Annotated in this window: 16 protein-coding genes; 11 read left to right on the top strand and 5 right to left on the bottom strand. The window is 70.2% G+C overall.

The window, feature by feature from the left end:
- Window positions 1–334: 334 nt before the first annotated feature.
- Entirely contained in the window at window positions 335–3,736 is a 3,402-nt protein-coding gene (locus FV218_RS16695; protein ID WP_246685155.1) for a GAF domain-containing protein, read from the top strand.
- Window positions 3,737–3,908: 172 nt separating this feature from the next.
- Window positions 3,909–6,602, top strand: a complete 2,694-nt coding sequence (locus FV218_RS16690; RefSeq protein WP_147710802.1) for a glucosidase — start codon at window positions 3,909–3,911, stop codon at window positions 6,600–6,602.
- Window positions 6,603–6,630: 28 nt separating this feature from the next.
- Here the strand turns inward: FV218_RS16690 and FV218_RS16685 are convergent, their stop codons facing one another.
- On the bottom strand, window positions 6,631–8,127 hold the full coding sequence (locus FV218_RS16685; protein WP_246685154.1) for a serine hydrolase domain-containing protein: 1,497 nt from the start codon (window positions 8,125–8,127) through the stop codon (window positions 6,631–6,633).
- A 744-nt stretch (window positions 8,128–8,871) separates the two neighbouring features.
- Between FV218_RS16685 and FV218_RS16680 the strand changes: the two genes are divergently transcribed.
- The 4 genes from FV218_RS16680 to FV218_RS16665 all read left to right on the top strand — a co-directional run bounded on the left by FV218_RS16680 (window position 8,872) and on the right by FV218_RS16665 (window position 11,330).
- Entirely contained in the window at window positions 8,872–9,075 is a 204-nt protein-coding gene (locus FV218_RS16680) for a hypothetical protein (protein ID WP_056089574.1), read from the top strand.
- Entirely contained in the window at window positions 9,072–9,836 is a 765-nt protein-coding gene (locus FV218_RS16675; protein WP_147710800.1) for a hypothetical protein, read from the top strand. The genes FV218_RS16680 and FV218_RS16675 overlap by 4 nt, the downstream gene beginning before the upstream one ends.
- A 425-nt stretch (window positions 9,837–10,261) precedes the next feature.
- Complete coding sequence (locus FV218_RS16670) at window positions 10,262–10,669, top strand: type II toxin-antitoxin system antitoxin SocA domain-containing protein (RefSeq protein ID WP_056089579.1); 408 nt, start codon at window positions 10,262–10,264, stop codon at window positions 10,667–10,669.
- A gap of 451 nt (window positions 10,670–11,120) precedes the next feature.
- Window positions 11,121–11,330: a hypothetical protein gene (locus tag FV218_RS16665; protein ID WP_147710799.1), complete on the top strand. Its 210-nt coding sequence runs from the start codon at window positions 11,121–11,123 to the stop codon at window positions 11,328–11,330.
- A 6-nt stretch (window positions 11,331–11,336) separates the two neighbouring features.
- Here the strand turns inward: FV218_RS16665 and FV218_RS16660 are convergent, their stop codons facing one another.
- The gene (locus FV218_RS16660; RefSeq protein WP_147710798.1) at window positions 11,337–12,533 is read right to left on the bottom strand and encodes an acyl-CoA dehydrogenase; all 1,197 of its coding nucleotides are present in this window, start codon (window positions 12,531–12,533) and stop codon (window positions 11,337–11,339) included.
- A 142-nt stretch (window positions 12,534–12,675) separates the two neighbouring features.
- Entirely contained in the window at window positions 12,676–13,605 is a 930-nt protein-coding gene (locus tag FV218_RS16655; RefSeq protein WP_056089586.1) for an AEC family transporter, read from the bottom strand.
- 322 nt (window positions 13,606–13,927) lie between these two features.
- Between FV218_RS16655 and FV218_RS16650 the strand changes: the two genes are divergently transcribed.
- Window positions 13,928–15,172, top strand: a complete 1,245-nt coding sequence (locus FV218_RS16650; protein WP_056089588.1) for an outer membrane beta-barrel protein — start codon at window positions 13,928–13,930, stop codon at window positions 15,170–15,172.
- A 732-nt stretch (window positions 15,173–15,904) separates the two neighbouring features.
- Here FV218_RS16650 and FV218_RS16645 read toward each other — a convergent pair.
- Entirely contained in the window at window positions 15,905–17,488 is a 1,584-nt protein-coding gene (locus tag FV218_RS16645; protein ID WP_147710797.1) for an autotransporter domain-containing protein, read from the bottom strand.
- Window positions 17,489–17,543: 55 nt separating this feature from the next.
- Between FV218_RS16645 and FV218_RS23255 the strand changes: the two genes are divergently transcribed.
- Window positions 17,544–19,148, top strand: coding sequence for a hypothetical protein (locus FV218_RS23255; protein WP_246685153.1), 1,605 nt, complete (start codon window positions 17,544–17,546; stop codon window positions 19,146–19,148).
- A 400-nt stretch (window positions 19,149–19,548) separates the two neighbouring features.
- Here FV218_RS23255 and FV218_RS16630 read toward each other — a convergent pair whose 3' ends face one another.
- Window positions 19,549–20,487 carry a 3-hydroxyacyl-CoA dehydrogenase NAD-binding domain-containing protein gene (locus FV218_RS16630; RefSeq protein ID WP_246685152.1) on the bottom strand — a complete coding sequence of 313 codons (939 nt, stop codon included), beginning with the start codon at window positions 20,485–20,487 and terminating at the stop codon, window positions 19,549–19,551.
- A 113-nt stretch (window positions 20,488–20,600) separates the two neighbouring features.
- On the opposite strand from FV218_RS16630, the gene FV218_RS16625 reads away from it, so the two are divergent.
- The 3 genes from FV218_RS16625 to FV218_RS16615 are packed head-to-tail and all read left to right on the top strand — an operon-like array spanning window position 20,601 to window position 23,210.
- The gene (locus tag FV218_RS16625) at window positions 20,601–21,590 is read left to right on the top strand and encodes an ABC transporter substrate-binding protein (RefSeq protein ID WP_244474919.1); all 990 of its coding nucleotides are present in this window, start codon (window positions 20,601–20,603) and stop codon (window positions 21,588–21,590) included.
- 7 nt (window positions 21,591–21,597) lie between these two features.
- The gene (locus FV218_RS16620; RefSeq protein WP_147710796.1) at window positions 21,598–22,401 is read left to right on the top strand and encodes an ABC transporter permease; all 804 of its coding nucleotides are present in this window, start codon (window positions 21,598–21,600) and stop codon (window positions 22,399–22,401) included.
- A 14-nt stretch (window positions 22,402–22,415) separates the two neighbouring features.
- Window positions 22,416–23,210, top strand: a complete 795-nt coding sequence (locus FV218_RS16615) for an ABC transporter ATP-binding protein (RefSeq protein WP_056089597.1) — start codon at window positions 22,416–22,418, stop codon at window positions 23,208–23,210.
- The last annotated feature ends 79 nt before the right edge of the window (window positions 23,211–23,289 follow it).

The raw sequence follows: 23,289 nt of genomic DNA, 5'->3' as shown, positions 1-23,289 counted from the left end.
GTGCGGGGGGACGATGCGAGGGGACTGCAAACGCGGGGTCACCCCACCCGAATCGCGGTGCGGCGTTCCATGGAACGGTTCTAGATTGCGCGCAATCTTGTGGCAAGCACGAGGATCGGGTGCGCGGCGAAATCGCAAGATCATGCGCAAGACCACGGGCAGCACCGTGCGGGACCGCCTTCGACGGCGCCGACGGCTTCGGCTTGTGTTATGAGCGCATCATGCAGGCCAGATCCTCCCGTCCCCGCGTGCCGGCCGCTGCCCGCGCGCAGCGCCTCGGCGCTCCGGCCGTGCCCCCGCGCGCGAGCCGATGACCGGGAATCTCCCGCTTCCCGTGGGCGTTGCCGCGGGCGATGCGGCGCCCGCCGCCGCCGATCCGGTCCGCCTCGCGGCCCTGGAGGCCCACGGCATCCTCGACACGCCGCCCGAGAAGGGTTTTGACGACATCGTCCTCCTGGCCCGCGCCCTGTGCGACGCCCCCGTGGCCCTCGTCAGCCTGGTGGCGGCCGACCGGCAATGGTTCAAGGCCCGCTCCGGGTTCGGCCCGTGCGAGACGAGCCTGAACGCATCCGTCTGCGCCCATGCCCTGGGACGCCGGACCCCCCTCGTCATCCCCGACCTGACCCTCGACGCCCGGACCCGCGAAAACCCCCTGGTGACGGGAACGCCGGGCATCCGGTTCTACGCGGGCGTCCCCCTGAACACGCCCGAGGGCGAGACCCTCGGAACCCTGTGCGTCATCGACGGGGTCCCGCGTCCGCACGGGCTGACGGCGCAGCAGACCGAATCCCTCACGGCCCTGGCCGAGCAGGTGATGAGCCAGCTCGACCTGCGCCGGGCTTTGGCCGAGCGCGACGCGGCCCTGGCGGGCCAGCGGCGCGAGCAGGCCCAGGCGGTGGCCGACGCCGCGCGCCTGGAGGCGATGATCGCCGCCCAGCAGGTGGTCGCCTCCGCCACCGCCGATCTCGACACGGTGTTCCGGGCCGTGGTCGACGCCGCCCTGTCGATCATCGACCGGGCCGACGGTGCGGCCATCGCGCTCCGCGACGGCGACGATCTCGTCTGCCGCACGGGGGCCGGTCACGCGGCCGGGTGGACCGGCCGCCGCACCCCCATCGCGGACAGCCCGTCGGGCCGGGCCTTCACGGACGAGACCCTCGTCGTCGGCACCACCGGCGCGCCGGCGGCCGAGGCCGGTCGTCCGCCCCCGGCGCTGCTCGCGGTCCCGGTGCAGCGCCACGGCCTCGCCGTCGGCATCCTCGAGATCCGCTCGGAGGCCGGCGGCCCGTTCGGCCCGCGCGACATCCTGATGGCCCAGATGCTGGCCGGCCTCGCCGGCTCGGCCTTCGGCGACGTGGCCGAGGCCGAGACCCGGCAGGCCCTGCGCGAGGCCGAGGGCCGCTACAAGGCGATCTTCGACAGCGCCATCGACTTCGCCATCGTCGCCGCGGATTCCGAGAGCCGGATCACCGACTGGAACACCGGCGCCGAGCAGATCATGGGCTGGTCGGCCGACGAGGTCCGGGGCCGGCTCCTCGACACCTTCTTCACGCCCGAGGACCGGCGCGACGGCGTGCCCGACCGGGAGGAGCGCGTCGCCCTCGCCAACGGGTCGTCCCCCGACGTGCGCTGGCACCAGCGCCGCGACGGCGGCCGGTTCTGGGCGGTGGGCCGGATGATGACCCTGCGCCACGAGGACGACAGCGTCCGGGGCTTCCTCAAGATCCTGCAGGACCGCACCGCCGAGCGCCGCCACGAACAGCGCCTCGCCCTCCTGAGCCGGGCCTCCGCCGCCCTGCTCTCGGCGGCCGATCCCGCCCACGAGCTCCTGCCGATCCTGCAGGAGGGCGCCGAGGTCCTGGGGTTCGACGAAAGCCTGACCTGGGCGCTGGCGCCGGACCGGGCCAGCCTCGTGCTGGTTCAGGCGGTCGGGGTCGCGCCGGAGGCGCGGGCCGCCCTCGAACGGGCGCCCCTCGACCCAGCCTCCCTGGACGGGCCACTCTGCGGACTCGTCGCCGCGACGGGGCGGCCCCTCGTCCTGTCCGACCTCCAGGCCGACGCGACGCCGCGCCACCGGGCCGCGCGCGCGGCCGGGTTCGACGCCTATGCGAGCTTCCCCATCACCGGCCGGGGCGGGCTCACGGGCGTGATCTCGTTCGCCCGCCGCGACGCGCCGGCCTTCGAGGGCGAGGTGCTGACCTTCTTCGCGACCCTGGCCCGCTTCCTCTCCGTCGCCCGCGAGCGCCTGGACGACGAGGCCGCCCTGCGCGAGAGCGACGCCCGCTCGCGGCGGGCCCAGCAGGCCGGCGGCATCGGCACCTTCGAGGCCGATGTCGGGGGGGATTCCGTCGCCGTCTCGGCCGAGTTCTGCCGCCTGTTCGGTCTCCCCGCGGCGCGCAGCTACCCCGTCCCGGTCATCGAGGGCCTGATCCTCCCCGAGGATTCCCACCTGCGCTCGGACGCCGCCCGGCGCGCCACCGGCGCCGCCATACCCGAGATCGCGTACCGCATCCGCCGGGCGGACGACGGCGCCATCCGCTGGATCGGACGCCGGGCCGAGTTCGCCCGCGACCCCGCCGGCCGGATCACCGCCCTGTTCGGCACCGTCGCCGACGTCACCGACCAGCGCGCCGCCCGCGCCCGCATCGAGGCCCTCCTCGACCTCGGCGACCGCCTCGCCGCGGCGACGGACACGGCCGCGGCCGTCGCCATCGCGGCCGATCTCCTCGGGCGGACCCTCGGGGCGGGGCGGGCCGCCTACGCGGCCGTCGACGCCCATCGCGAGACCCTCACCATCGCGGGCGACTGGACCGCACCGGGGGTGGAGAGCCTCGCGGGCACCTACCCGTTCGCGGCCCTGCCCGGCACCATGGAACGCCTGCGGACCGGGCGGATTCTCGTCTGCGCCGACACCCTGGCGGAGGTGCGCCTCGCCGGGGATGCCGCGACCTACCGGGCCATCGGCGTGCGCGGCCAGATCAAGGTCCCGCTCCTGAAGGCCGGGACCCTGGTCGGCCTCCTCCTCGTGCACGCGGCCGAGCCCCGGATCTGGAGCGTGGAGGAGGTGGCGTTCACCCGCGGCGTGGCCGACCGGACCTACGCGGCCCTGGCCCGCCTCAAGGCCGAGGAGCAGCAGGATCTCGTCAACCACGAGCTGTCGCACCGCATGCGCAATCTGCTCGCCATGGTGCAGTCCATCGCCACCCAGACCCTGCGCAACGCCACCCATGTCGACGAGGCCAAGGACGTCCTGGCCGGGCGCCTCGTGGCCCTCGGCCGCGCCCACGACCTGCTCATGGGCGCGGCCCTCACCAGCACCCGGATCGAGCCCGTGGTGCGCGGCGCCCTCCACGTCCACGAGGACGGGCGCGACCGCTTCCGGATCGCCGGGCCGGAGATCGAGATCGGCGCCGACCGGGCCGTGTCCCTCGCCCTCATGCTGCACGAACTCGCCACCAACGCGGCGAAATACGGCGCCCTGTCCAACGCGGCGGGGCATGTCGACCTGACCTGGGAGATCCTCGATGGGGCCGAGCCGCGCCTGCGCCTCGCCTGGATCGAGGTCGGCGGGCCGCCGGTGGCGCCCCCCACCCGCAAGGGCTTCGGCTCGCGCTTCATCGAGCGCGGCCTCGCCTCGCAGGTCGGCGGCAGCCTGTCCCTGGACTACCGGCGCGAGGGGGTGGCCTGCATCCTCGTGGCGCCGCTCGCCGCCTTCGCCGGCGATGTGCCGGCCTGACGGGCGGATCGCCGGGAAGCCGAACGCCCGCAAGCCATGCGTCCCGAAGGGCTGCCCGGCTTGGCGCCGATAGTGCATCCCGCCGGCCACCGCACCGCAGCCCGCCGGGACCCATGACAGACCCTCACCCGCTCCGCCTCCGTCCGGCCCGGCCCCGTCCGGGGGCGACCCGTTGAGCGAGCTCGACGACTGGGCCGAGCGCCGGCGGCTGGCCGAGCAGGGCCGCGGCGAGCGGGCGTGGTCCCTGTGGGGGCCCTACCTCGCCGAGCGCCAATGGGGCACCGTGCGCGAGGATTACAGCCGCGACGGCAACGCCTGGCGCTCCCTGCCGCACGACGAGGCGCGCTCCCGCGCCTATCGCTGGGGCGAGGACGGCCTCGCCGGAATCTGCGACGAGCGCGGGCAGCTCTGCCTGTCGCTGGCCCTGTGGAACGGGCGCGACCACATCCTCAAGGAGCGCCTGTTCGGGCTCACCAACGAGGAGGGCAACCACGGCGAGGACGTCAAGGAGGTCTACCACTACCTCGACGCGGTCCCGAGCCACGCCTACCTCAAGTTCCTCTACCGCTACCCGCACGGCCCCTATCCCTACGACCACCTCGTGGCGGAGGGCCGGCGCCGCGGCCGCGACGAGCCCGAATACGAGATCGAGGACACGGGGATCTTCGACGGGCTGCGGTTCTTCGACGTCACGGTGGAGTACGCCAAGGAGGACATCGACGACGTCCACGCGGTGATCACGGCGGTCAATCGCGGCCCCGAGGCCGCCGACCTCCACCTCGTCCCGCAGGCGTGGTTCCGCAACACCTGGTCGTGGCGCGAGGATGCGGCCCCGGCGCGCCCCCGCCTGGAGATGGCACCGGACGGCGGCATCCTCGCCACCCATCCGCGCCTCGGCCCCTACCGCCTCGCCTTCGACGGCGCGCCCGACGTGCTGTTCTGCGAGAACGACACCAATCTGCGCCTGCACGGCTGGAAGCCCGACGCCGCCGGCCCGTTCAAGGACGGCCTGCACGCGGCCATCGTCGACGGCGACGAATCGGCCATCCGCCGCGACGGCGGGACCAAGCTCGGCCTGCACTACGCCCTGCGCCTCGAACCCGGCGAGGCCAAGCGCGTCACCCTCCGGCTCTCGGCGGGTAAGCGCCCGCGCCCCGTCGACGCCGAGGGCGCCATCCTCCACCGCCGGGTCTCCGAGGCCAACGCCTTCTACGACGGCCTGCAGGACGGCATCGCCGACGCGGATGCGCGGGTGATCTTCCGCCAGGCCGCCGCCGGCCTGATCTGGTCGAAGCAGCTCTATTCCTACGATGTCCGCCTGTGGCTCCGGGGCGACCCGCTGCAGCCGACGCCGCCGCGCGAGCGCGCGGGCGAGGGCGGGCGCAACACCAACTGGCGCCACTTCGCCGGGGCCGACGTGCTGTCCATGCCCGACACCTGGGAATATCCCTGGTTCGCCGCCTGGGATCTCGCCTTCCACTGCCTGCCCCTGGCGCTGCTCGACCCGGACTTCGCCAAGAAGCAGCTCCTGCTGCTCACCCGCGAATGGTACATGCACCCCAACGGCCAGCTGCCGGCCTACGAGTGGGAGTTCGGCGACGCCAACCCGCCGGTCCATGCCTGGGCGACCTACCGGGTGTTCGAGATCGACCGCGACCGGCGCGGCGGACGCGGCGACATCGCCTTCCTGGAGGGCGTGTTCCACAAGCTGCTCATCAACTTCACCTGGTGGGTCAACCGCAAGGACGCCGACGGCCGCAACGTGTTCCAGGGCGGCTTCCTCGGCCTCGACAATGTCGGGGTGTTCGACCGCTCGCGCCCGCCCCCCGGCTTCGGCCGCATCCACCAGGCCGACGGCACCGCCTGGATGGCGATGTACGCCCTGAACATGATGCGCATCGCCCTCGAACTCGCGCTCCACAACGACGTCTACGAGAGCACCGCCTCGAAGTTCTTCGAGCACTTCCTGCTCATCGCCGAGGCCATGACCGACATGGGCGGCGAGGGCTTCGGCCTGTGGGACGAGGAGGACGAGTTCTACTACGACGAGGTCGACATCCCCGGCGGCGGCATGCTGCCCCTGCGGGTGCGCTCCGTCGTCGGCCTCGTGCCGCTCTTCGCCGTCGAGGTGATCGAGCCCTCCGTACTCCAGCGCCTGCCGGATTTCGCCCGGCGGATGAACTGGGTCCTGGAGAACCGCCCGCACCTCGCCTGCCTCGTCTCGCGCTGGACCGAGGGCGGGGTCGGCGACCGCAAGCTGCTGTCGCTCCTGCGCGGCCACCGCATGAAGGCGCTCCTGCGGCGCATGCTCGACGAGGCCGAGTTCCTGTCGGACCACGGCATCCGCTCCCTGTCGAAGGCGCACCGCGACAGGCCCTACGCCCTCAACGAGTTCGGCGCCTCGTTCAGCGTCCGCTACGACCCGGCCGACTCGACCTCGAACATGTTCGGCGGCAATTCCAACTGGCGCGGGCCGGTGTGGATGCCGATGAACTACCTCATCATCGAGGCCCTGCGCCGCTTCCACGCCTATTACGGCGACGACTTTCTCGTCGAGTACCCCACCGGCTCCGGGACCTCCCTCACCCTGGCGGCCATCGCCGACGCCCTGGAGGACCGGCTCATCGCCCTGTTCGCCAAGGATTCCGACGGGCGCCGGCCGATCTTCGGGACGCGCGATCCGATCCCGGCCGCCCCCGGCGAGGACGACGCCCTCCTGTTCCACGAGTTCTTCGACGGCGACACCGGCCGGGGGCTGGGCGCCTCCCACCAGACCGGCTGGACCGCGCTCATCCTCAACCTGCTGCACCACCGGGCAGGCCGGCCGGGGGCGGGAGAGACCGATACGCCGGGCGCCCTGCCCTGACGGAGCGCGCGCGAAAGGCGGCGGCGTCCTAGTCGGGCACGCGCTCCAGGGTGCCGAGGCCGCTGCCGTCGAGGGACTCCGCCGTCATGGCGGTGGCCCTGCCCTGGCCGCCGATGGCGAACCGCAGGGTCGCGGGCGTGTCGGGCGCCTCCGCGTCCGGAAAATACAGGAACACGTCGCGCCCGGCGTGGCGCAGGGGGTAGGTGCGCGCCAAGCCGGGGCCGACCGACAGGGTCAGGCCCCCGTTCGCCTCCGCCACCACGGCCCGGCCGACATAGGCGTTGGCGTAGGCGCCGGCATAGGCCGAAGGCCCGAGGGCGGCCGGCGCGTCGGCGGGGCTGCCGGGGGCCGCCGCGGTCGCGGGGACGGCCGCGAACATGCTGCCGTAGACGTCGCCCCACGCCCTCAGCCAGTCCTTGCCGACGGCCCCGTCGAAGACGAGGTCGGCGAAGCTGTCGGCGAGGCCCTCCGGAACGCCCGAGGGAAACGCGTTCGTCAGGACGACGACACCGAGCCTCGACGCCGGATGGATCGAGACCAGGGTCTGGGCGCCGGCGCTGAAGGCGCCGGCATGCCCCCAGACGAGGCCATGGCGGCCGAATTCGACGTTCCAGCCGAGCCCGTAGAACGACGCGGCCCCGGAGACGGGATTGGTGCCGCGGGCCGTGAGCGGCGCGTGCGTCTCGGCGAGGGCCGCCGCCGCGACGTGCCGCCGGCCCGCCACCATCCCGCTGCCGATCGCGAGGCGCACCCACTGGGCGAGGTCGCGCACGTTCGAGCTGACGCCGCCGGCCGGCGCCTGGGCGTCGGGGTCCCGCGTGACCCGGGCGGCCCAGGGCTCGGCGGGTCCCCCGGCCCTGACATGCAGGGCGGCGCGATTGGCCCGCGTCAGGAACTCCGCCTGCGTCGTGCCCGTGGACCGCATCCCCAGGGGTCCGAAGAGCGTGTCCCGGGCCACCGCGTCCCAGGATTGGCCGGTGGGCTTCGCGGCCGCGACGGCGCCCGCGGTGAAGCCGAAATTGCTGTAGGCATAGCCCGCCCGGAAGCTCGAGGACGGGGGCACCAGGCGCAGCCGGTGGAGGATGGCGTCGCGGCCGTAGCCGATCCCCTCGAGGTCGTCCCCGGCATGGCCCGGAAGCCCGCTGCGATGGTTGAGCAGGTCGCGCACGGTGACCTCGGCCGTCGGATAGGGCTCGAGGAGCCGGAAGCCGGGGTCGAGATCGGCGATGCGGGACTCCCAGCCGACGACGCCCCGGCCCACGAGGGCCGCCACCACCGTCGCGGTGACCGGCTTCGACAGGGAGGCGATCTGGAACACCGTATCGGCGTCGACGGCGTCGGGCCGTCCGGCCTCCCGGCGGCCGAACCCCTTCAGCCACAGGGTCTCGTCGCCGAAGACGACGGCGATGGCGAGGCCCGGCACCGCACCGGCGTCGACGGCGCCCCGCGCCAGCGCCTCCAGGGCCGGCAGCCGCGCCGCCACCTGTGCCCGCGTGAGCGTCTGGCCCGTGAGCGTCTGGCCCATGGCCGCTCCGGGCCCGACCATCGCCCAGGCGAAGAGAACACAGGCGGGGGCGAGGCCCCCTTTCCATCGAGACCGCGGCATGGGATCGTCTTCTCCGCTCGGGCCGACCCGTCAGATCGACCGGCCATGACGGGACGGAATGCAGTCTAGACTTGTTTCGCTAGACTTGTCTCGTGCCGAAACACAGCGACGAGTCAAAGACAAAGCGAGACATTTTTGAAGACCAGCGCCGCCTCGCGGAGGCCGGAGCGTCACCGGCTTCCCTCCGCTTGCGGGGCTACTGGATTCACACAAATGCGAACGCGCCGATCGCGTGCGGAGACAGGGCACCTGACGGCATCCGGAGGCGGGCGTGAGGCCCAAGGGTGCTCCCGCTCCTGGAAGGCTACCGGATTCACACAACTGCGAATGGGCCGATTCCATGCAGCGACAGGCATCCGAATGCATGCGGGAGGCGCACCGGGGCTCCCTCTCCTGAAAGGAGAGGGTTGGGGTGAGGTGTGGGACCTATTCGGACAGTTCGCACACCTCACCCTGTCCCTCTCCTTCCAGGAGAGGGGACCCGCGCTGCCCGCGAGATGTGTGAATGCCGTAGGCTTCGGGGGGAGGTCGGCGGCGACGTCCGGGGCCGCCCCAGGGCGGACCCGAAGCCGCATCCCCCCGCCGGTGGACGGAAGGTGAACGGCTCGGTAACCGTTCCGGCTTACGCCAAGAGACCCCTCCCACGAAGGCCGAGACCCCACGATGACGAGAGACCAGCTCGCCGCCGAACTGACGCGCATCGCCAAGCTGCAGCTCAGCGACATCACCCGGGCGGTCAAGAACGGCGAGAAATCCATCGCCCTCAACGAGGTCACGGACCTCGCCCGCCGCCTTCACCTCCTGTCCGACGCCATCGCGGGCCGGCCGGCCGCCCCCGTGGCCCCGGCCCCCGCCGCCCATCCGTGAGCGAGGGATCGACGAGCCCCGGATCATCCTGGCGCGACACCCGCAACGCGCGGTCCCGGGCCCGCCTCGACCGGGCGCTGCCGGCGATCTTCCCCGCCCCGGTGCTGCAGCACGCCCTGTCGCGGCCCCTGCTGCCGCCGACGCCGCGCCTCGCCGTCGAGAGCTACTGGCGCGCCCACATCCTGCGGGCCGACCGCCTCGCCCGGGCGCTCGCCGCCCGCTCCGGCGCGCCCGCGGGCTGGACCTGGCGCCTCGGCACCGAACCGGGCCTCGCCGCGAGCTTCCGCCTGCCGCCCTCGCCCTACCGCGAGCCGGCCCATGGCCGCGGCCGCGGCCATTGCTGCCTGTGCGGCCAGCCGGTGTTCCGCTTCGGCTGGCACAAGGACCTGTGGGGGGCGGGGCAGCCGAACAAGAACGCCGCCTGGCATTCGGCCTGCGTCACCGCGTGGAAGCTGTGGTGCGCGCCGGCCGAGCAGGTGACGGTGCTCAAACGCCACCAGCGCCACCGCTGCACGGAATCCGGCAAGCGCCTGTTCAAGACCGCCGAGGTCGACCACCGGGTGCCGCTCTACCGGGTCTGGCGCGAGCACCGCGACGCGCCCTGGCCGGAACTGCTGGGCTACTGGGGCGCACCCAACCTCCAGGTGGTCAACCGCGTGGTCCACGTGGCCAAATGCGGCGCCGAGGCCGGCGAGCGGGCCGCCCGCCGCCGCGCCGCGGTGGCGCTTGTGCCGGCCGATCCCTTCTCCGTGGACTCCTGATGGCGATACCCGTGCAGGCAGCACAATCCGCTGAAATAGCCGCCGAACATGCTAACACATCGGAGATATAGACTAGACTTATACCTAATAGATTTTTGATATCTATAAATCGTTCTGTATTTTATGATTGAATACTTGATATTCCCTACTGCAAGTTCGGGTTTACCCGTTGAGGGAGCGATTTCTGAAATCTACGCAGAGACGGCTTGAAACGCGTCACATTGTCTCTTACAATGGAACATTGCGGGAACATGCGCTCATAGCGATATGATCGCGGTTGACATGGGCCGAGTGGCGAAGCGCCGCATTGGCCTCGGAAGAGGAGGAGCCGTGTAGGGCGCGACACCGCCATACCGGCTTTAAAGACAATGGCCGCACGGACAGAGTCTGTTTGCAAGTTCATATGCGAGCGAGGCGGCTGGAGCGTGACCAATCTCCAGCTTCAAAAGCTTCTGTACCTCGCTCAAATGACCTATATGGGCCGTCATGAAGGCAAGAAGCTTTTTGACGGCTTCTTCGAAGCATGGGACTATGGTCCCGTCGAGCCTTCCGTCTATCGGAAGGTCCGCATGTTCGGGTCGAACCCGATCAGCGATGTGTTTTTCGATGCAAGAGTTTTTGACGAGACCGATGATCGCCATAAGTTCCTGGTAGAAATTTGCCAGGAACTTCTGCCGAAGAGGGCGGGCGATCTCGTCGAGATTACCCATTGGGATGGCGGAGCTTGGGCGAAATACTATGTCCCAGGAATCAGAGGGATCGAAATCCCCGACCGCGACATCACCCGAGAGTACGCCGACCGCATCGGGGGCGGAACCCTCACAGAGCACTAGTGTAATTTTCTCGAAAAGAGATAGAGGCCCCGCCTCGATCTCGTCCGCTGCGCTCGAAGCACAGCTTCAGAATGAAAAAACCGAGCGACGTATCGAACGGTTTTTCTGGGTTTTCTCGCTCTCGATTTTTCTTGAAGTATTTTTATACAAGTATCTCGACAGTAATTTCGCATTCGGCCTGATCACGTGTCTGATTTTAGCCGGCCTTACATCACTCGCAAATTGGCTCGAAGTTCCTTGGATCGTGAGATTTCTGGAGATTTTGTTCCATAGATTGTCAGGTGGCGTAAAACGCCCGACGGAAAAGGAACCTGACCCCAAGGAATGATCGAAGCGTTCATTCCCTTCTGTTTGCGAGCGTTCTCTGATCCCCCCCCTGCGACGCGCGCAAATCCATGAACGAGGGGGTCAGGCTACGGACGGTCAGCCTCACTCTCTTGGAGAAAGACCGATGTTCGCAAGCGAACCCAAAAAATCCCCGTTCTCCGCCGACGCCATTGGCGAAACCGATTTCGCCAGGGTCGATGCCCACGTGATCCAGCCGGAGGAGTACGAAGAACTTCCCAAGCTGACCGACGCGATGATGGAACGGGCCGATCACTACGTCGGCACCACCCTGATCCGCCGGGGCCGCCCGCCGAAGCCGGCCTCCGGGCGATAGGCCCCCCTAAAAAAACGCCTGCAGCCCCGTCTGCGCCCGGCCCAGGATCAGGGCGTGGACGTCGTGGGTGCCCTCGTAGGTGTTGACCGTCTCGAGGTTCTGGGCGTGGCGCATGACGTGGTACTCGCCCATGATGCCGTTGCCGCCGTGCATGTCGCGGGCGGTGCGGGCGATGTCGAGGGCCTTGCCGCAATTGTTGCGCTTGATCAGGGAGATCATCTCCGGCGCCATCAGGCCCTCGTCCATGAGGCGCCCGACCCGCAGGGAGGCCTGGAGCCCGAGGGCGATCTCCGTCTGCATGTCGGCGAGCTTCTTCTGGACGAGCTGGGTCTGGGCGAGCGGCCGGCCGAACTGACGGCGCTCCAGGGTGTAGCCCCGCGCCCGGTGCCAGCAATCCTCGGCCGCCCCCATCACCCCCCAGGAGATGCCGTAGCGCGCCCGGTTGAGGCAGCCGAACGGCCCCTTCAGGCCCGAGACGTCGGGGAGCAGCGCGTCCTCCCCCACCTCGACGCCCGCCATCACGATCTCGCCCGTGGTGGAGGCGCGCAGGCTGAGCTTGCCGTGCAGCGTCGGGGTCGAGAGCCCGGCCAGGCCGCGCTCCAGGACGAAGCCCCGGATGGCGCCGTCATGCCGGTCGGATTTGGCCCAGATCACGAAGACGTCGGCGAAGGGGGCGTTGGAGATCCACATCTTGGCCCCGGTGATCCGGTAGCCGCCGGCGATGGCCTCCGCCCGCGTCGTCATGCCGGCGGGGTCCGAGCCGGCGTCGGGTTCGGTGAGGCCGAAGCAGCCGATCCATTCGCCCGAGGCCAGCTTCGGCAGGTATCTCTGGCGCTGCGCCTCCGAGCCGTAGGCGTGGATCGGGTACATGACGAGGGAGGATTGCACGCTCATCATCGAACGGTAGCCGGAATCGACCCGCTCCACCGCCCGGGCCACGAGGCCGTAGGCGACGTAGGACGCGGCGGCGCAGCCGTATTCCTCCGGCAGGGTCAGGCCGAGGAGGCCGACGCTGCCCATGGCCCGGAACAGGTCGGGGTCGGTCTTCTCTTCCGCGTAGGCCGCGACGATGCCGGGCAGCAGACGCTCCTGCGCGAAGGTCTCGGCCGTGTCGCGGATGGCGCGCTCGTCCGGCGTCAGCTGGTCGTCGAGGAGGAAGGGATCGTCCCAGACGAATCCGGCCGCGCGCAGGGGAGCGTTCATGGGCGTGTCCTCGGCTCTTCCAGGGTCGCATTTCCGTCACGCGAGCCGGTGTCCACCTCGCTTGAAAATGCTCTCGCTCGGCCGGTCGCGCCGGCCGTTCGGGACGAATCATGGACCCGAAGCGGGCGCGCCGTCCAGCCGCTCAGGCCCGCCCGAGAAGCGTGAGCCAGAGCACGGTGGTGATGGGCGCCAGCAGGGTCGAGACGAGGACGGAGGCCGCCACCAGCCCGGTCTCGGCCTTGTAGCGCACGGCGAGCAGGTAGGCGTTGATGCCCACCGGCATCGCCGCGAACAGGGTGGCGACGCCGGCATAGGCGGGCGGCATGGAGAACAGCCTGGTGGCGAGCAGCCACACGGCGAGGGGATGCACCACGAGCTTCAAGCCCGCGATCACCAGGGCGCCGGGCAGGTCGAACAGCACCTTGTAGCGGGTCAGGCCGGCGCCGAGGGCCACGAGGGCGCAGGTGGAGGCGGTGGAGCCGAACCCGTCGATGAGGGAGCGGGCGATTCCCGTCGGCACCACGCCGCCGAGGCGCAGGGCCATGCCGAGGCCGAGGGCCACGAAGATCGGGTTCTTGACGAGGACGAGGCCGAGGCCGCGCAGGCGCTGGACCAGGGTGCGGTCGCCCTCGGCCTCGATGAGGAAGGTGGCGCAGCCCATCATCAGGGGAAGATGCACGGCGAGCAGCAGGAACAGGGGGAACGCGCCCTCCTCGCCGTAGGCCTGCAGGATGGTCGGCACGCCGACGAAGATGGTGTTGGACTGGCTCGCGGCGAAGCCGTGCAGCACGGCGCCCTGGCGGCCGATGCCCTTGCGCCGGGTGGCGATGAGGGAGCCGGCGAGCCAGGACAATCCGGCTCCGCCGAAATACGCGATCCAGTACGACCACGTCACCTCGCCGGTGAGCCCCGGCCGGGTGAGGGTGCCGATGATGAGCGCCGGCACCGCGATGGCGAAGACGTATTCCGACAGGCCGTCGCTGACCCGCTCGGACAGGAGGCCGGCGAGGGCCGCGCCCCAGCCGATCACGATGATTCCGAAGACCGGGGCGATGATGCTGACGGCGTTCATGGCGGCTCGGTGTCCCGGGACCAGGCGGAGGGTGCCGGGCCGGCATAGCATGCGCGGCCGGGTCCGATCGTTGCGCCGCGGTCCCGATTCCCACGAAAACCGCGCCGTCAATCGGCCGGCGCCCCGTCGTTAAGCGCTTGTTAGCCTTTCGACGGATCCGCCACACAAGTGTTCCCGGAATGCCACACGAAGGCCGCAAGTCCCTCACGAACCCGGGTTTTGCTTAAACAATGGGCAACTGCATAAAGGATGACTTTGGCGCCGGCGGCATTCTTTGAGACCCTTCAGTCAACCGGAACCCACGAACAGCACGAGACTTGATATGGCCCGCCGCAGCGCGCTCATCGGACTGACGACCCTCCTCCTGTCGTCGACCTATCTCCAGGCCGCCGACCTGTCGGTGAAGGCGCCGATCCCCGCGCCCCCGGCATCGTGCAAGGCGGAAATCACCTTCCCGTCCTACGGCGGCATCATCAAGCAGAACCCCAACCCGGCCTGCCTCACCATCGGCGGCATCGGCGACATCTACTTCGGCGGCGCCCTGACCGGCTACGCCTATACCCAGACCAACCAGTTCGCGTTCTCGGCCGTGCCCCAGATCGCCAGCGACCGCGCCGCCCGCGTCGACTTCTCGAACCTCATGGGCACCATCCAGAAGGCCGACGGCGCGTTCCAGTTCTACGCCGCGTTCGGCGCCTACACGATCCCGGGCCTCGGCCTGCCGATCCTCGGCACCTTCGACCAGACCGACCTGCTCTACTCGCCGATCCCCATCGTCTTCGGCAAGTACGTGTTCAACGACAACTGGTCGGTCCAGGGCGGCCGCATGCCGACCCTCATCGGCTCGGAGCTGCCCTTCACCTACCAGAACCTGAACATCTCCCGCGGCCTGCTGTTCAACCAGGAGAACGTGATCAACCAGGGCGTTCAGGTGAACTACAGCGACGGCCCGTGGTCGGCGTCCTTCGCCGCCACGGACGGCTTCTACTCGGGCGAGATCAACTGGGTCACGGGCGCCATCGTCTACAAGATCGACGCCGCCAACACCGTCGGCATCAACGGCGGCACGCACTTCAACACCTACAACGCGGCCCTGCAGAACCCGCGCTTCCAGTTCGCCACCCCGCTCGCCGTGCAGAACAGCTCCATCGTCAGCGCCAACTACACCTACGCCGACGGCCCCGTCATCGTGACGCCCTACGTCCAGTACACCAACATCGAGCGCAATTCGGTCCTCGGGCTCGCCGGCGCCGAGACCTTCGGCGGCGCGATCCTGGCCAGCTACGCCTTCACCGACAACTTCGCCCTGGCCGGCCGCTTCGAGTACATCACCCAGAGCGGCAGCGCCGTGAACCCGTTCCGGCCGACCACGTCCGTCCTCTACGGGCCGGGCAGCTCGGCGCTCTCCTTCACCGTGACCCCGACCTTCACCTTCGACCGCTACTTCGTCCGCGGCGAGTTCTCGACGGTGCAGCTCTACGACATCACCCCCGGCCTCGGCTTCGGCCGCACCGGCACCAAGACCTCCCAGGAGCGCTACATGGTCGAGACCGGCATCACCTTCTGATCGCCGCCCTCGTCCCAGCCCGATCGAGCCCCCTCCCCCCGGAGGGGGCTTTTTTCGTGGATCGCGCGCGCCCGAAGCGCCGGGCGCTCCGGGTATGGAGGGGTTTCCGCGTTCGGACCCGTGGCCGATATCGCGGGCCACGGGCCCCCTCCGCTGGACGGCAGGGCGATCGCGATGGCCGGTTGCGCTTGCATTTGCGCTTGAACCGTCGCGCGGAGCGCCCGTGCGCATCCCCCTCTCCGCGCCTGCCTACTGGATTCACACAACTGCGAATGGGCCGATTCCATGCAGCGGCAGGCATCCGGACGCGGGCGGGAGGCGCACCGGAGCTCCCTCTCCTGGAAGGAGAGGGTTGGGGTGAGGTGTGGGACATCTCCGAATAGGTCACACACCTCACCCTGTCCCTCTCCTTCCAGAAGAGGGGACCTGCGCTGCCCGCGAGAGCCTTCCAGGAGAGGGGACCCGCGCTGCCCTTGAGATGTGTGAATCCCGTAGCCCCCGCCAAGCGGGGCGAGGGGCTGCGCACGGGGGGCTTCTTCGACAGCCCCCTTCCGCAGCGGCTTTCAGACCGCGACCGCCAGCTGCGATCGCCCCGGTCTCGTCGGGGACTTATGGCAGGGCGGACGCCGCCAAGGCGGGGCTGTCGCACCCCGCCCGGCCATCGCCCCTGCGGCAACCACCGCCCGGGGCGCTCCGGGACAGCGCCTCGCACGTCGTCCTCAGAACCGTTGCTCAGAACCGTTGCGTAAAGTTCAGCTTCGCCGTCTGGCTCCGCGCCGTCTCGGCGAATTGGGCGCCGTAGGTCAGGCCGAGGCTCGCCGACGGGCCGACCGCCAGATCGAGCCCCGCGTCGAACACCACCGCATCGGCGGCGATCGGGATGCCCGAACTCGTGAACGGCGTCCCGCCGGTGAAGGCGACGCGGGTCGCCGCGGCCGTGTCGTCGAAGGCGTGGCGCCAGCCGAGCGTGCCGCGCAGGGAGACGGCCATCGCGTTCAGGGTCACGTCCGTCGACGCATGCAGGCCGAGGGTCGAAAACGTGACGCCCGTGGTCCTGCCCGCCATGGTCAGGGCCGCGAGGCCGCCGGATTCGGCCAAGCGGTCCGTCGACTGGCTGACATAGGCGAGATCGGCGAAGGGCTCGAGGCCGACACGGCCGACGGTCATCCCGTAACCGACCTGACCGTAGACCTGGGCCGTCGTGGCGGAATAGCTGCCCGTCAGGATGTCGGCGAAGCCCGGAAGGGTCACGTTTCGCCTGGTGCGGAGGTCGTGAAACGTCACCGCCGTGCCGGCCCGAAGGCCGAGGGCGCCGAGCTGCGCGCCGCCATAGGCGCCGAGGCTGTAATCGTCGCTCCAGCCGGACGATGCCGGAGCGCTGTAGGTCGAGCGGCCGACGCCGCCCATCACGCCGAGGCGCGCGCGGCCGTCGAGGACGGCGTGATCGGCGCCGATGAGGAACCCGCCGCCGGTGCGCGTCAGGCCGGACGCGTTGCCGTCGGCGTCGCGCCGGCTCCAGTCGCCGAGGGCCTGGGTCCAGATCGCCAGCCGCTCCGTCGTCGCGGGGGCCGCGACGAAGCCGTGCGTCCCGGTCGCGTTGCCCGCGTAGGGCAGGGCCGCGCTCGGGCCGGCATAGGCGAGGACCGGCGCACGGGACCCGCCGACCGCACCGGATGCGCTCCGGATGCGATCGATGCCGGCGTTGCGGGCGAAGCGGCTGTCGTCGATCATCTGGGTCTGCAGCGATCCGTGCAGGTCGCCGGACAGCCGATCGAAGGCGGATTGCGCCGTGGCGGCGTTCGGCAGATGGGCGGCGGCGGCGAACAGCGCGTTGCCGGCGGGGAGGCCGTCGAGGCCGGCCGCCGTGGCCCGTTGATTGCGGGTGACGGCCGCCGTCGCGAACGAGGCCGCGACATCGAGATAGACGGCGTTGGCGTCGTAGCGATCGACGAGGCCGATGAAGGGCGCGATCGGCGCGGTGCCGGTGACGCCGGAGAACCGTCCGGTCACGCCGCCGGTGGCGGTCAGGATGGTGTAGCGGGTGCCGAGGGTGAAGGCCGCCGGTGACGCCGCGACGACCACGGTGCCGCCGTCGAGGTGGGCCGCGCCCGCCACGCGGGTGCTGTCGCTCGTCGTTGCCGTGGTCCGGACCGAGTACTGCGAGCCCGCCTGGGCCGTCAGCGTTCCGTTGACGGCGAGCGTCCCCATCGACGCGAGGGCGCCCGGCGCCAGGGTGCCGCCGGCCTTCACCGTGACGTCTCCCATGGACCCCGCACCGGTGAGGATGCCGCCGGCCTTCACCGTGGCCGCCGACACGATCGACCCGGCGATTTCGAGGGCGCCGCCATCGACGATGGTGGGTCCCGTATAGGTGTTCCGGCCGCTCAGGGTCAGGACGCCGCTGCCGCCGAGGGTTCAGGCCGCCGGAACCGGAAATGTCGTTGTTCCAGGAATCGGCGGCGTTGAAGCCGCCGAGCGCCCCGTTCATCGTGACGGCGACCTGCGAATGGAAGGCGCCGTAGCCGTCGCCCGCCGCGTAGAGGTTGAGGCGCGCATAGCCGGAGCCGTCGTCGAGGGCCGAGCCCGACGCGATTTCGGTGGTGGCCAGGACCTCCCGCCGCTGCGCCGCGGTGAGGTACGGGAACCGGGTCTGCAACAGCACCTCGGCCCCGACGGGAACGACCGGCGCGAGGTCGGTCGGTCCCACCGACGGCAGGCCGTAGGTGAGATAGTAGGTGTAGGCGGCCTTGTTCTTGGCGTTGTCGCTGAAGCGGTCGGGCGCGCCGGCGGCGATGCAGGCCGTGATGCTCATGCCGCAGGCCTGCGCCACCGACGCGCGCAGATCGGTGAAGGCCTGGTTGAACAGCGCCTGGTAATCGCCCGTCGACGGCTGCGGCAGGGGAACGCCGCGTTGATCCAGCAGATTGAGGTTGGTGAAGTCGGGATTGTTGTTGAGAATCTGCACGAGGTTCCAGGTCGCGAGGATGCGGCCGCCGATGGAGTCGAGCGGATAGTGCACGCCGAGCACGACGCGGCTGGCGCTGTATTCCGCGCCGCGCATCACCTGCTGCTGCCAGCGTTCCGGAAACATCATCGCCAGGGTCAAGGCGCCGCTCCATCCGCCGGACGAGTGACCGCTCGGAAACGAGATGCTGTTCTTGCCGGGAAGAATGTTGGCGGTCAGATTGTCCTTCGTCACGCCGAAGTAGTCGACCGCGGAAAAGTTGACGTACCGGCCGGGTCGCGTGAAGTACGGACGGGTGTTCTCGCTGGTGCCGCCCGGGCCGGCGCTGTTCGGCTGCTCCGGGACATAGTAGCGATCGTAAGGGTTCAGGATACCGTCCGCGGGGAGCGCGAGTCTGGCCGTGAACGGCGTGCCGAGCGTGTTGGCGGAGGTGCCGGCGCCGGTCCAGGCCCGGCCGGCGGCGAAGCCCTGTCCGATCAGCAGGCGATGCTGACCGCTGGTGTTCGCACTCAACGTGTTGATCGAACCGAACAGTTGATTCCAGCTCGGCACTTCCGTGAAGGCAGAGCTGGGGAATTCCTTGTTGCCGACCGAGAAGGCCTTGAACAGGCTGGTGCCCAATCCTCCTTCGGCATAGGCGGCCGCGTTCGCAGGGCCGCCGATGGTATCGCGCATCGCCTGATTGCGCCGCTCCTGCGTGGCATTGTTCTGAATCTGAAACGTCGTCTCGAGGTTCACGTCGAGCGCCGCGCGTCCCGCCGCCGTGCCGGGCAGTCGATTCAAGTTGGTGAGCAGATTCGCGCCCCCTTCCATGATGGCCTGCTGGGCGTGGCTTTCACCGACGCCGAACGCCGCGATCATCAGGGCGGCGACCGAAACCGCGGACGGAGATCGACTGATCCTTCGAACGCTTTTCAAATACGCGAACGAAGACACGTCTGTTTTATCTGTCGTCACCGGCCGGCCACATCGGTCAATATTGATGATCGACGCCATAGGCGCGACGGATGACAGTCCAGCGACAATCGATGGCGCGTGTTTGTCCGACGCCGACTGAATTTCGATCGCCCCCCCTGCGGCATGGGCGACCGGATCCACACAACTGCGAATGGGCCGATTCCGTGCAGCGGCAGGGCCCCCGACGGCATCCGGATGCGGGCGTGAGGCCCACGGGTGCCCCCTCTCCTGGAAGGAGAGGGGACCTGCGCTGCCCGCGAGATGGGTGGATGCCGTAGGCGGCATGGGGGCGGGAAGCCCGGTCCGTGGGGGCGCGGTCGCCCGCGGCGGGGACGAGGCCCCCTCGGTGCCGCACCGGCGATGGGGTCAGGACCGGCCGCCCTCGCCCGTCATGTCCGGAGCCGGCCCGTCTCCCGATCCCCCGTCACCGACGCCACGGGCGGGGACCGCTCCCTCAGGACGCGTCGCCCGCCACCTCGATGCGCGCCTTCAGGATCTCCAGCAGGGCCCGGTCGCGGCGGGCCTCCAGCTCCGGCAGCGTCCGGCCGGCGGCCTCCGCCTCGACGCCCGCGACGATGCGGGCCTTCACGGCCGCGTCGAGGCCGGGGGTTCCGAGGCTCGCCCAGCGCCGCTCCTGGCTCGCCCCGAGATGGTCGAGGTAGTGCCGGATGCCGCCGGCGCCGCCGCCGAGGTGGTAGGTCATGTGCGGCCCCATGGCGGCCCAGCGCAGGCCCGGCCCGTTGCACAGGGCGGCGTCGATGTCGGCGACGCTCGCCACCCCCTCGGCCACGAGGTGCACCGCCTCGCGGTAGAGGGCCGAGGCGAGGCGGTTGGCGATGTGGCCCGGCATCTCGCGGCGCAGGATCACCGGGCGGCGCCCGAGGCCGGCGTAGAACGCCGCCGCCCGGGCCGCGACGGCATCGTCCCCGGCCACGATCTCCACCAGGGGCACGAGGTGGGGCGGGTGGAACGGGTGGGCGACGATCACCCGCTCCGGCGTCGCGCAATCGGCCACGAGGGCGCTGCGCAGCATCGCCGAGGTGCTCGACGCGACGAGGATGCCCGGCGCCGCATGGCCGTCGATCTCCGCCAGGACGGCGCGCTTCACGCCCTCGTCCTCGGGGGCGTTCTCCTGCACGAAGCGGGCGCCCGAAACCGCGTCGGCCAGGCGGGCATGGTGCGTGAGGCGGCCGTCGCCCGTCAGCCCGAGTTCGGCGAGTTGTTCGCGGGCGCGGGCCACCGCCGGCCCGAGGCGATCCACGAAATCCGGGGCCGGATCGTGGGCCGCCACGTCGAGGCCGTGGGCGAGGAACAGGGCCGCCCAGCTCGCCCCGAGGGTGCCGCAGCCGATCACGGCCACGGGGCCGGTGTCATCCGTACAGAGCTCGGCCAATCCGTCGCCTCCCGCCGCTTTACTTTCGGCGGTCGGCACGCCTTATTCAATCCATCACGGTCCGTTGAAGGACCGGATGCGGGCGAGAACGACCCGCGACGCGGAGGAAACCGATGTTCATGCGCAATGCGGCGGCGCGGGCCGCCCTGCTGGTCCTGGCCGCCTTCGCCGCCGCGCCGGCCCGGGCCGACGACGTCGTGCGCCTCGGCAATCTCAAGTTCGCCCATTACGGCGCCGTCTCCTACATGAAGGAGCTCGCGCCGAAATTCGGCCTGAAGATCGACGAGCGCGTCTTCGCCAAGGGCGCCGACATCTACCCGGCCATGGCCGTGGACCAGATCGACATCTCGGCGTCGGGCGCCGACGGGGCGGTGGCGGCCCGCGGCAACGGGGTGAAGCTCTACGTGGTGGCGGGCTTCGCCGACGGCGGCGTCCGCATCCTCAAGCGGCCGGACCTCGACGCGGTGAAAACCCTGAAGGACGTGAAGGGCCTCAAGGTCGCCTCCGTCCGCGGCGGCACCCAGGACCTGATGCTGCTCGCCGAACTCGACAAGCACGGGATGACCTGGGGCGAGCGCCCCGGCAAGGACGTCCAGCTGATCTACTTCAACAACTACGCCGACCTGAACCAGGCGCTGGCGCAGAAATACGTCGACGTCATCTGCCAGAGCGAGCCGCAATCGACCCAGGCCATCAGCGCCGGCTACGCCACGGAAGTGGTGAAACCCTACGACACCCCCATCGGCCGGCCCGTGCGCCCCCTGGTGATGACCGAGAAGATGTACAACGAGCGCCCCGAGGTCGCCGGCCGCGTCCTCAAGCTGTTCGTTGCCGCCACCAAGGCCTTCATCGACGATCCGGCGCTCGCCGAGAAATACGTCCGCGAGACGGTGTTCAAGGGCCAGCTCACGGCCCAGGATTTTCGCGATGGCATGGCGAATGCCAAGTACACCTACGACGTGCCCGCCGGCCACATGCAGATCACCACCGACACCATGATGAAGTACGGCCTCGGCAAGATGGTCAATCCGCCGAAATCCGACGCCGAGTGGGTGAAGACCGACCTGCTCGAGAAGGCCAAAGCCGAACTCGTGTCCCGCTGAGGCCGCCATGCACCGGCTGCGCGGCGCCATCGTCCCCGTCCTGCTCCTCGTCCTGTGGGAGGTCCTGAGCCGGCTCGGCGTCTTCTCCGCCGTGGTGCTGCCGCCACCGAGCTCCGTGGCGGTGAAATGGCTGTCCGGCATGGTCCCGGCCCTGCCCCACGATCCGGCGCAGGAGAGCTACCTCTCCTGGCTGTTCTCCGGCGAGATGCCCCACGACGCCGTGGCGAGTCTGGCCCGGGTGCTCACGGGCTTCTGCATCGGCGCCGGCCTCGCCGTGCCCGTCGGGCTCCTGCTCGGCACCAGCGACCGGCTGTTCTCCCTGTTCAACCCCTTGCTCGAGATCCTGCGGCCGATCCCGCCCATCGCCTACATTCCCCTGGCCATTGTCTGGTTCGGCCTCGGCAACCCGCCGGCCCTGTTCCTCATTGCGCTGGGCACCTTCTTTCCCGTGCTGGTCAACACCATCGCGGGGGTGCGGCAGGTCGATTCCATCTACATCCGCGCCGCGCGCAACCTCGGGGCGGGGTCGTGGACGATGTTCCGCCGGGTGATCCTGCCGGCGGCGAGCCCGTTCGTGCTGGCCGGCATGCGCATCGGCATCGGCACCGCCTTCATCGTGGTCATCGTCGCCGAGATGATCGCCGTCTCGGACGGCCTCGGCTACCGCATCCTGGAGGCCCGCGAATACATGTGGTCCGACAAGATCATCGGCGGCATGCTCACCATCGGCCTCCTCGGCCTCGTCATCGACGGGGCGATGTCGCGCCTCAACGACCACCTGCTGCGCTGGCACCGCGGCCTCGAGCGCTGAACCGGACCCTCGGCATGCAGGCAGAAATCGTCGTCGCCCACGCCAGCAAGGTGTTCGGCAGCGGGCCCGGGGCGGTGACCGCCCTGGAGGACATCAGCGCCACGGTGCCGGAGGGGCAGTTCCTGTGCCTGCTCGGCCCCTCGGGCTGCGGCAAGTCCACCCTGCTCAACGCCATCGCGGGCTTCGCCCCCCTGAGCGGCGGCCGGATCACCCTCGGCGGCCGCCCCGTCACCGGGCCGGGGCCGGACCGGGGCATGGTGTTCCAGGAATACGCCCTGTTCCCGTGGATGAGCGTCGAGGACAACGTCCGCTTCGGCCTCGACATCAAGGGGGTGCCCAAAGCCGACGCCACCGTGACGGTGGACCGCATCGTCGCCACCCTCGGCCTGTCGGACTTCCGCAAGCGCTACCCGAAGGACCTGTCCGGCGGCATGCGCCAGCGCGTCGCCATCGCGCGCATCCTGGCCCTCGATCCGCCGGTGATGCTCATGGACGAGCCGTTCGGGGCCCTCGACGCCCTGACCCGGCGCACCCTGCAGGACGAGCTCCTGCGGATCTGGGCCGAGTTCGCCAAGACGGTGATCTTCGTCACCCACTCCATCGAGGAGGCACTCTACCTCGCCGACCGCATCCTGGTGATGACCTACCGCCCGGGCCGCCTCAAGCGCGACATCGCCGTCGCCCTGCCCCGGCCCCGGGACACGGCCGCCCCCGACTTCAACGCCCTCAAGCGCGAGCTCGCCACCCTGGTGATGGAGGAGCAGAGCCGCTTCACGGAAGCCGAACGCCACGGCCCGGCCGTCGCTTAGTCGCCTCCGGGCCCCCGGCGGACCCCCCGAAAAAACCTTCCCGAAACCGGCTGGACAGGCCGCCGAACCCCCTCTATAC

Source organism: Methylobacterium sp. WL69 (assembly GCF_008039485.1).
Lineage (GTDB): Bacteria > Pseudomonadota > Alphaproteobacteria > Rhizobiales > Beijerinckiaceae > Methylobacterium.
Note: the sequence above shows the minus strand (reverse complement) of the source record. Positions and strands in the feature narration are given on the sequence as shown.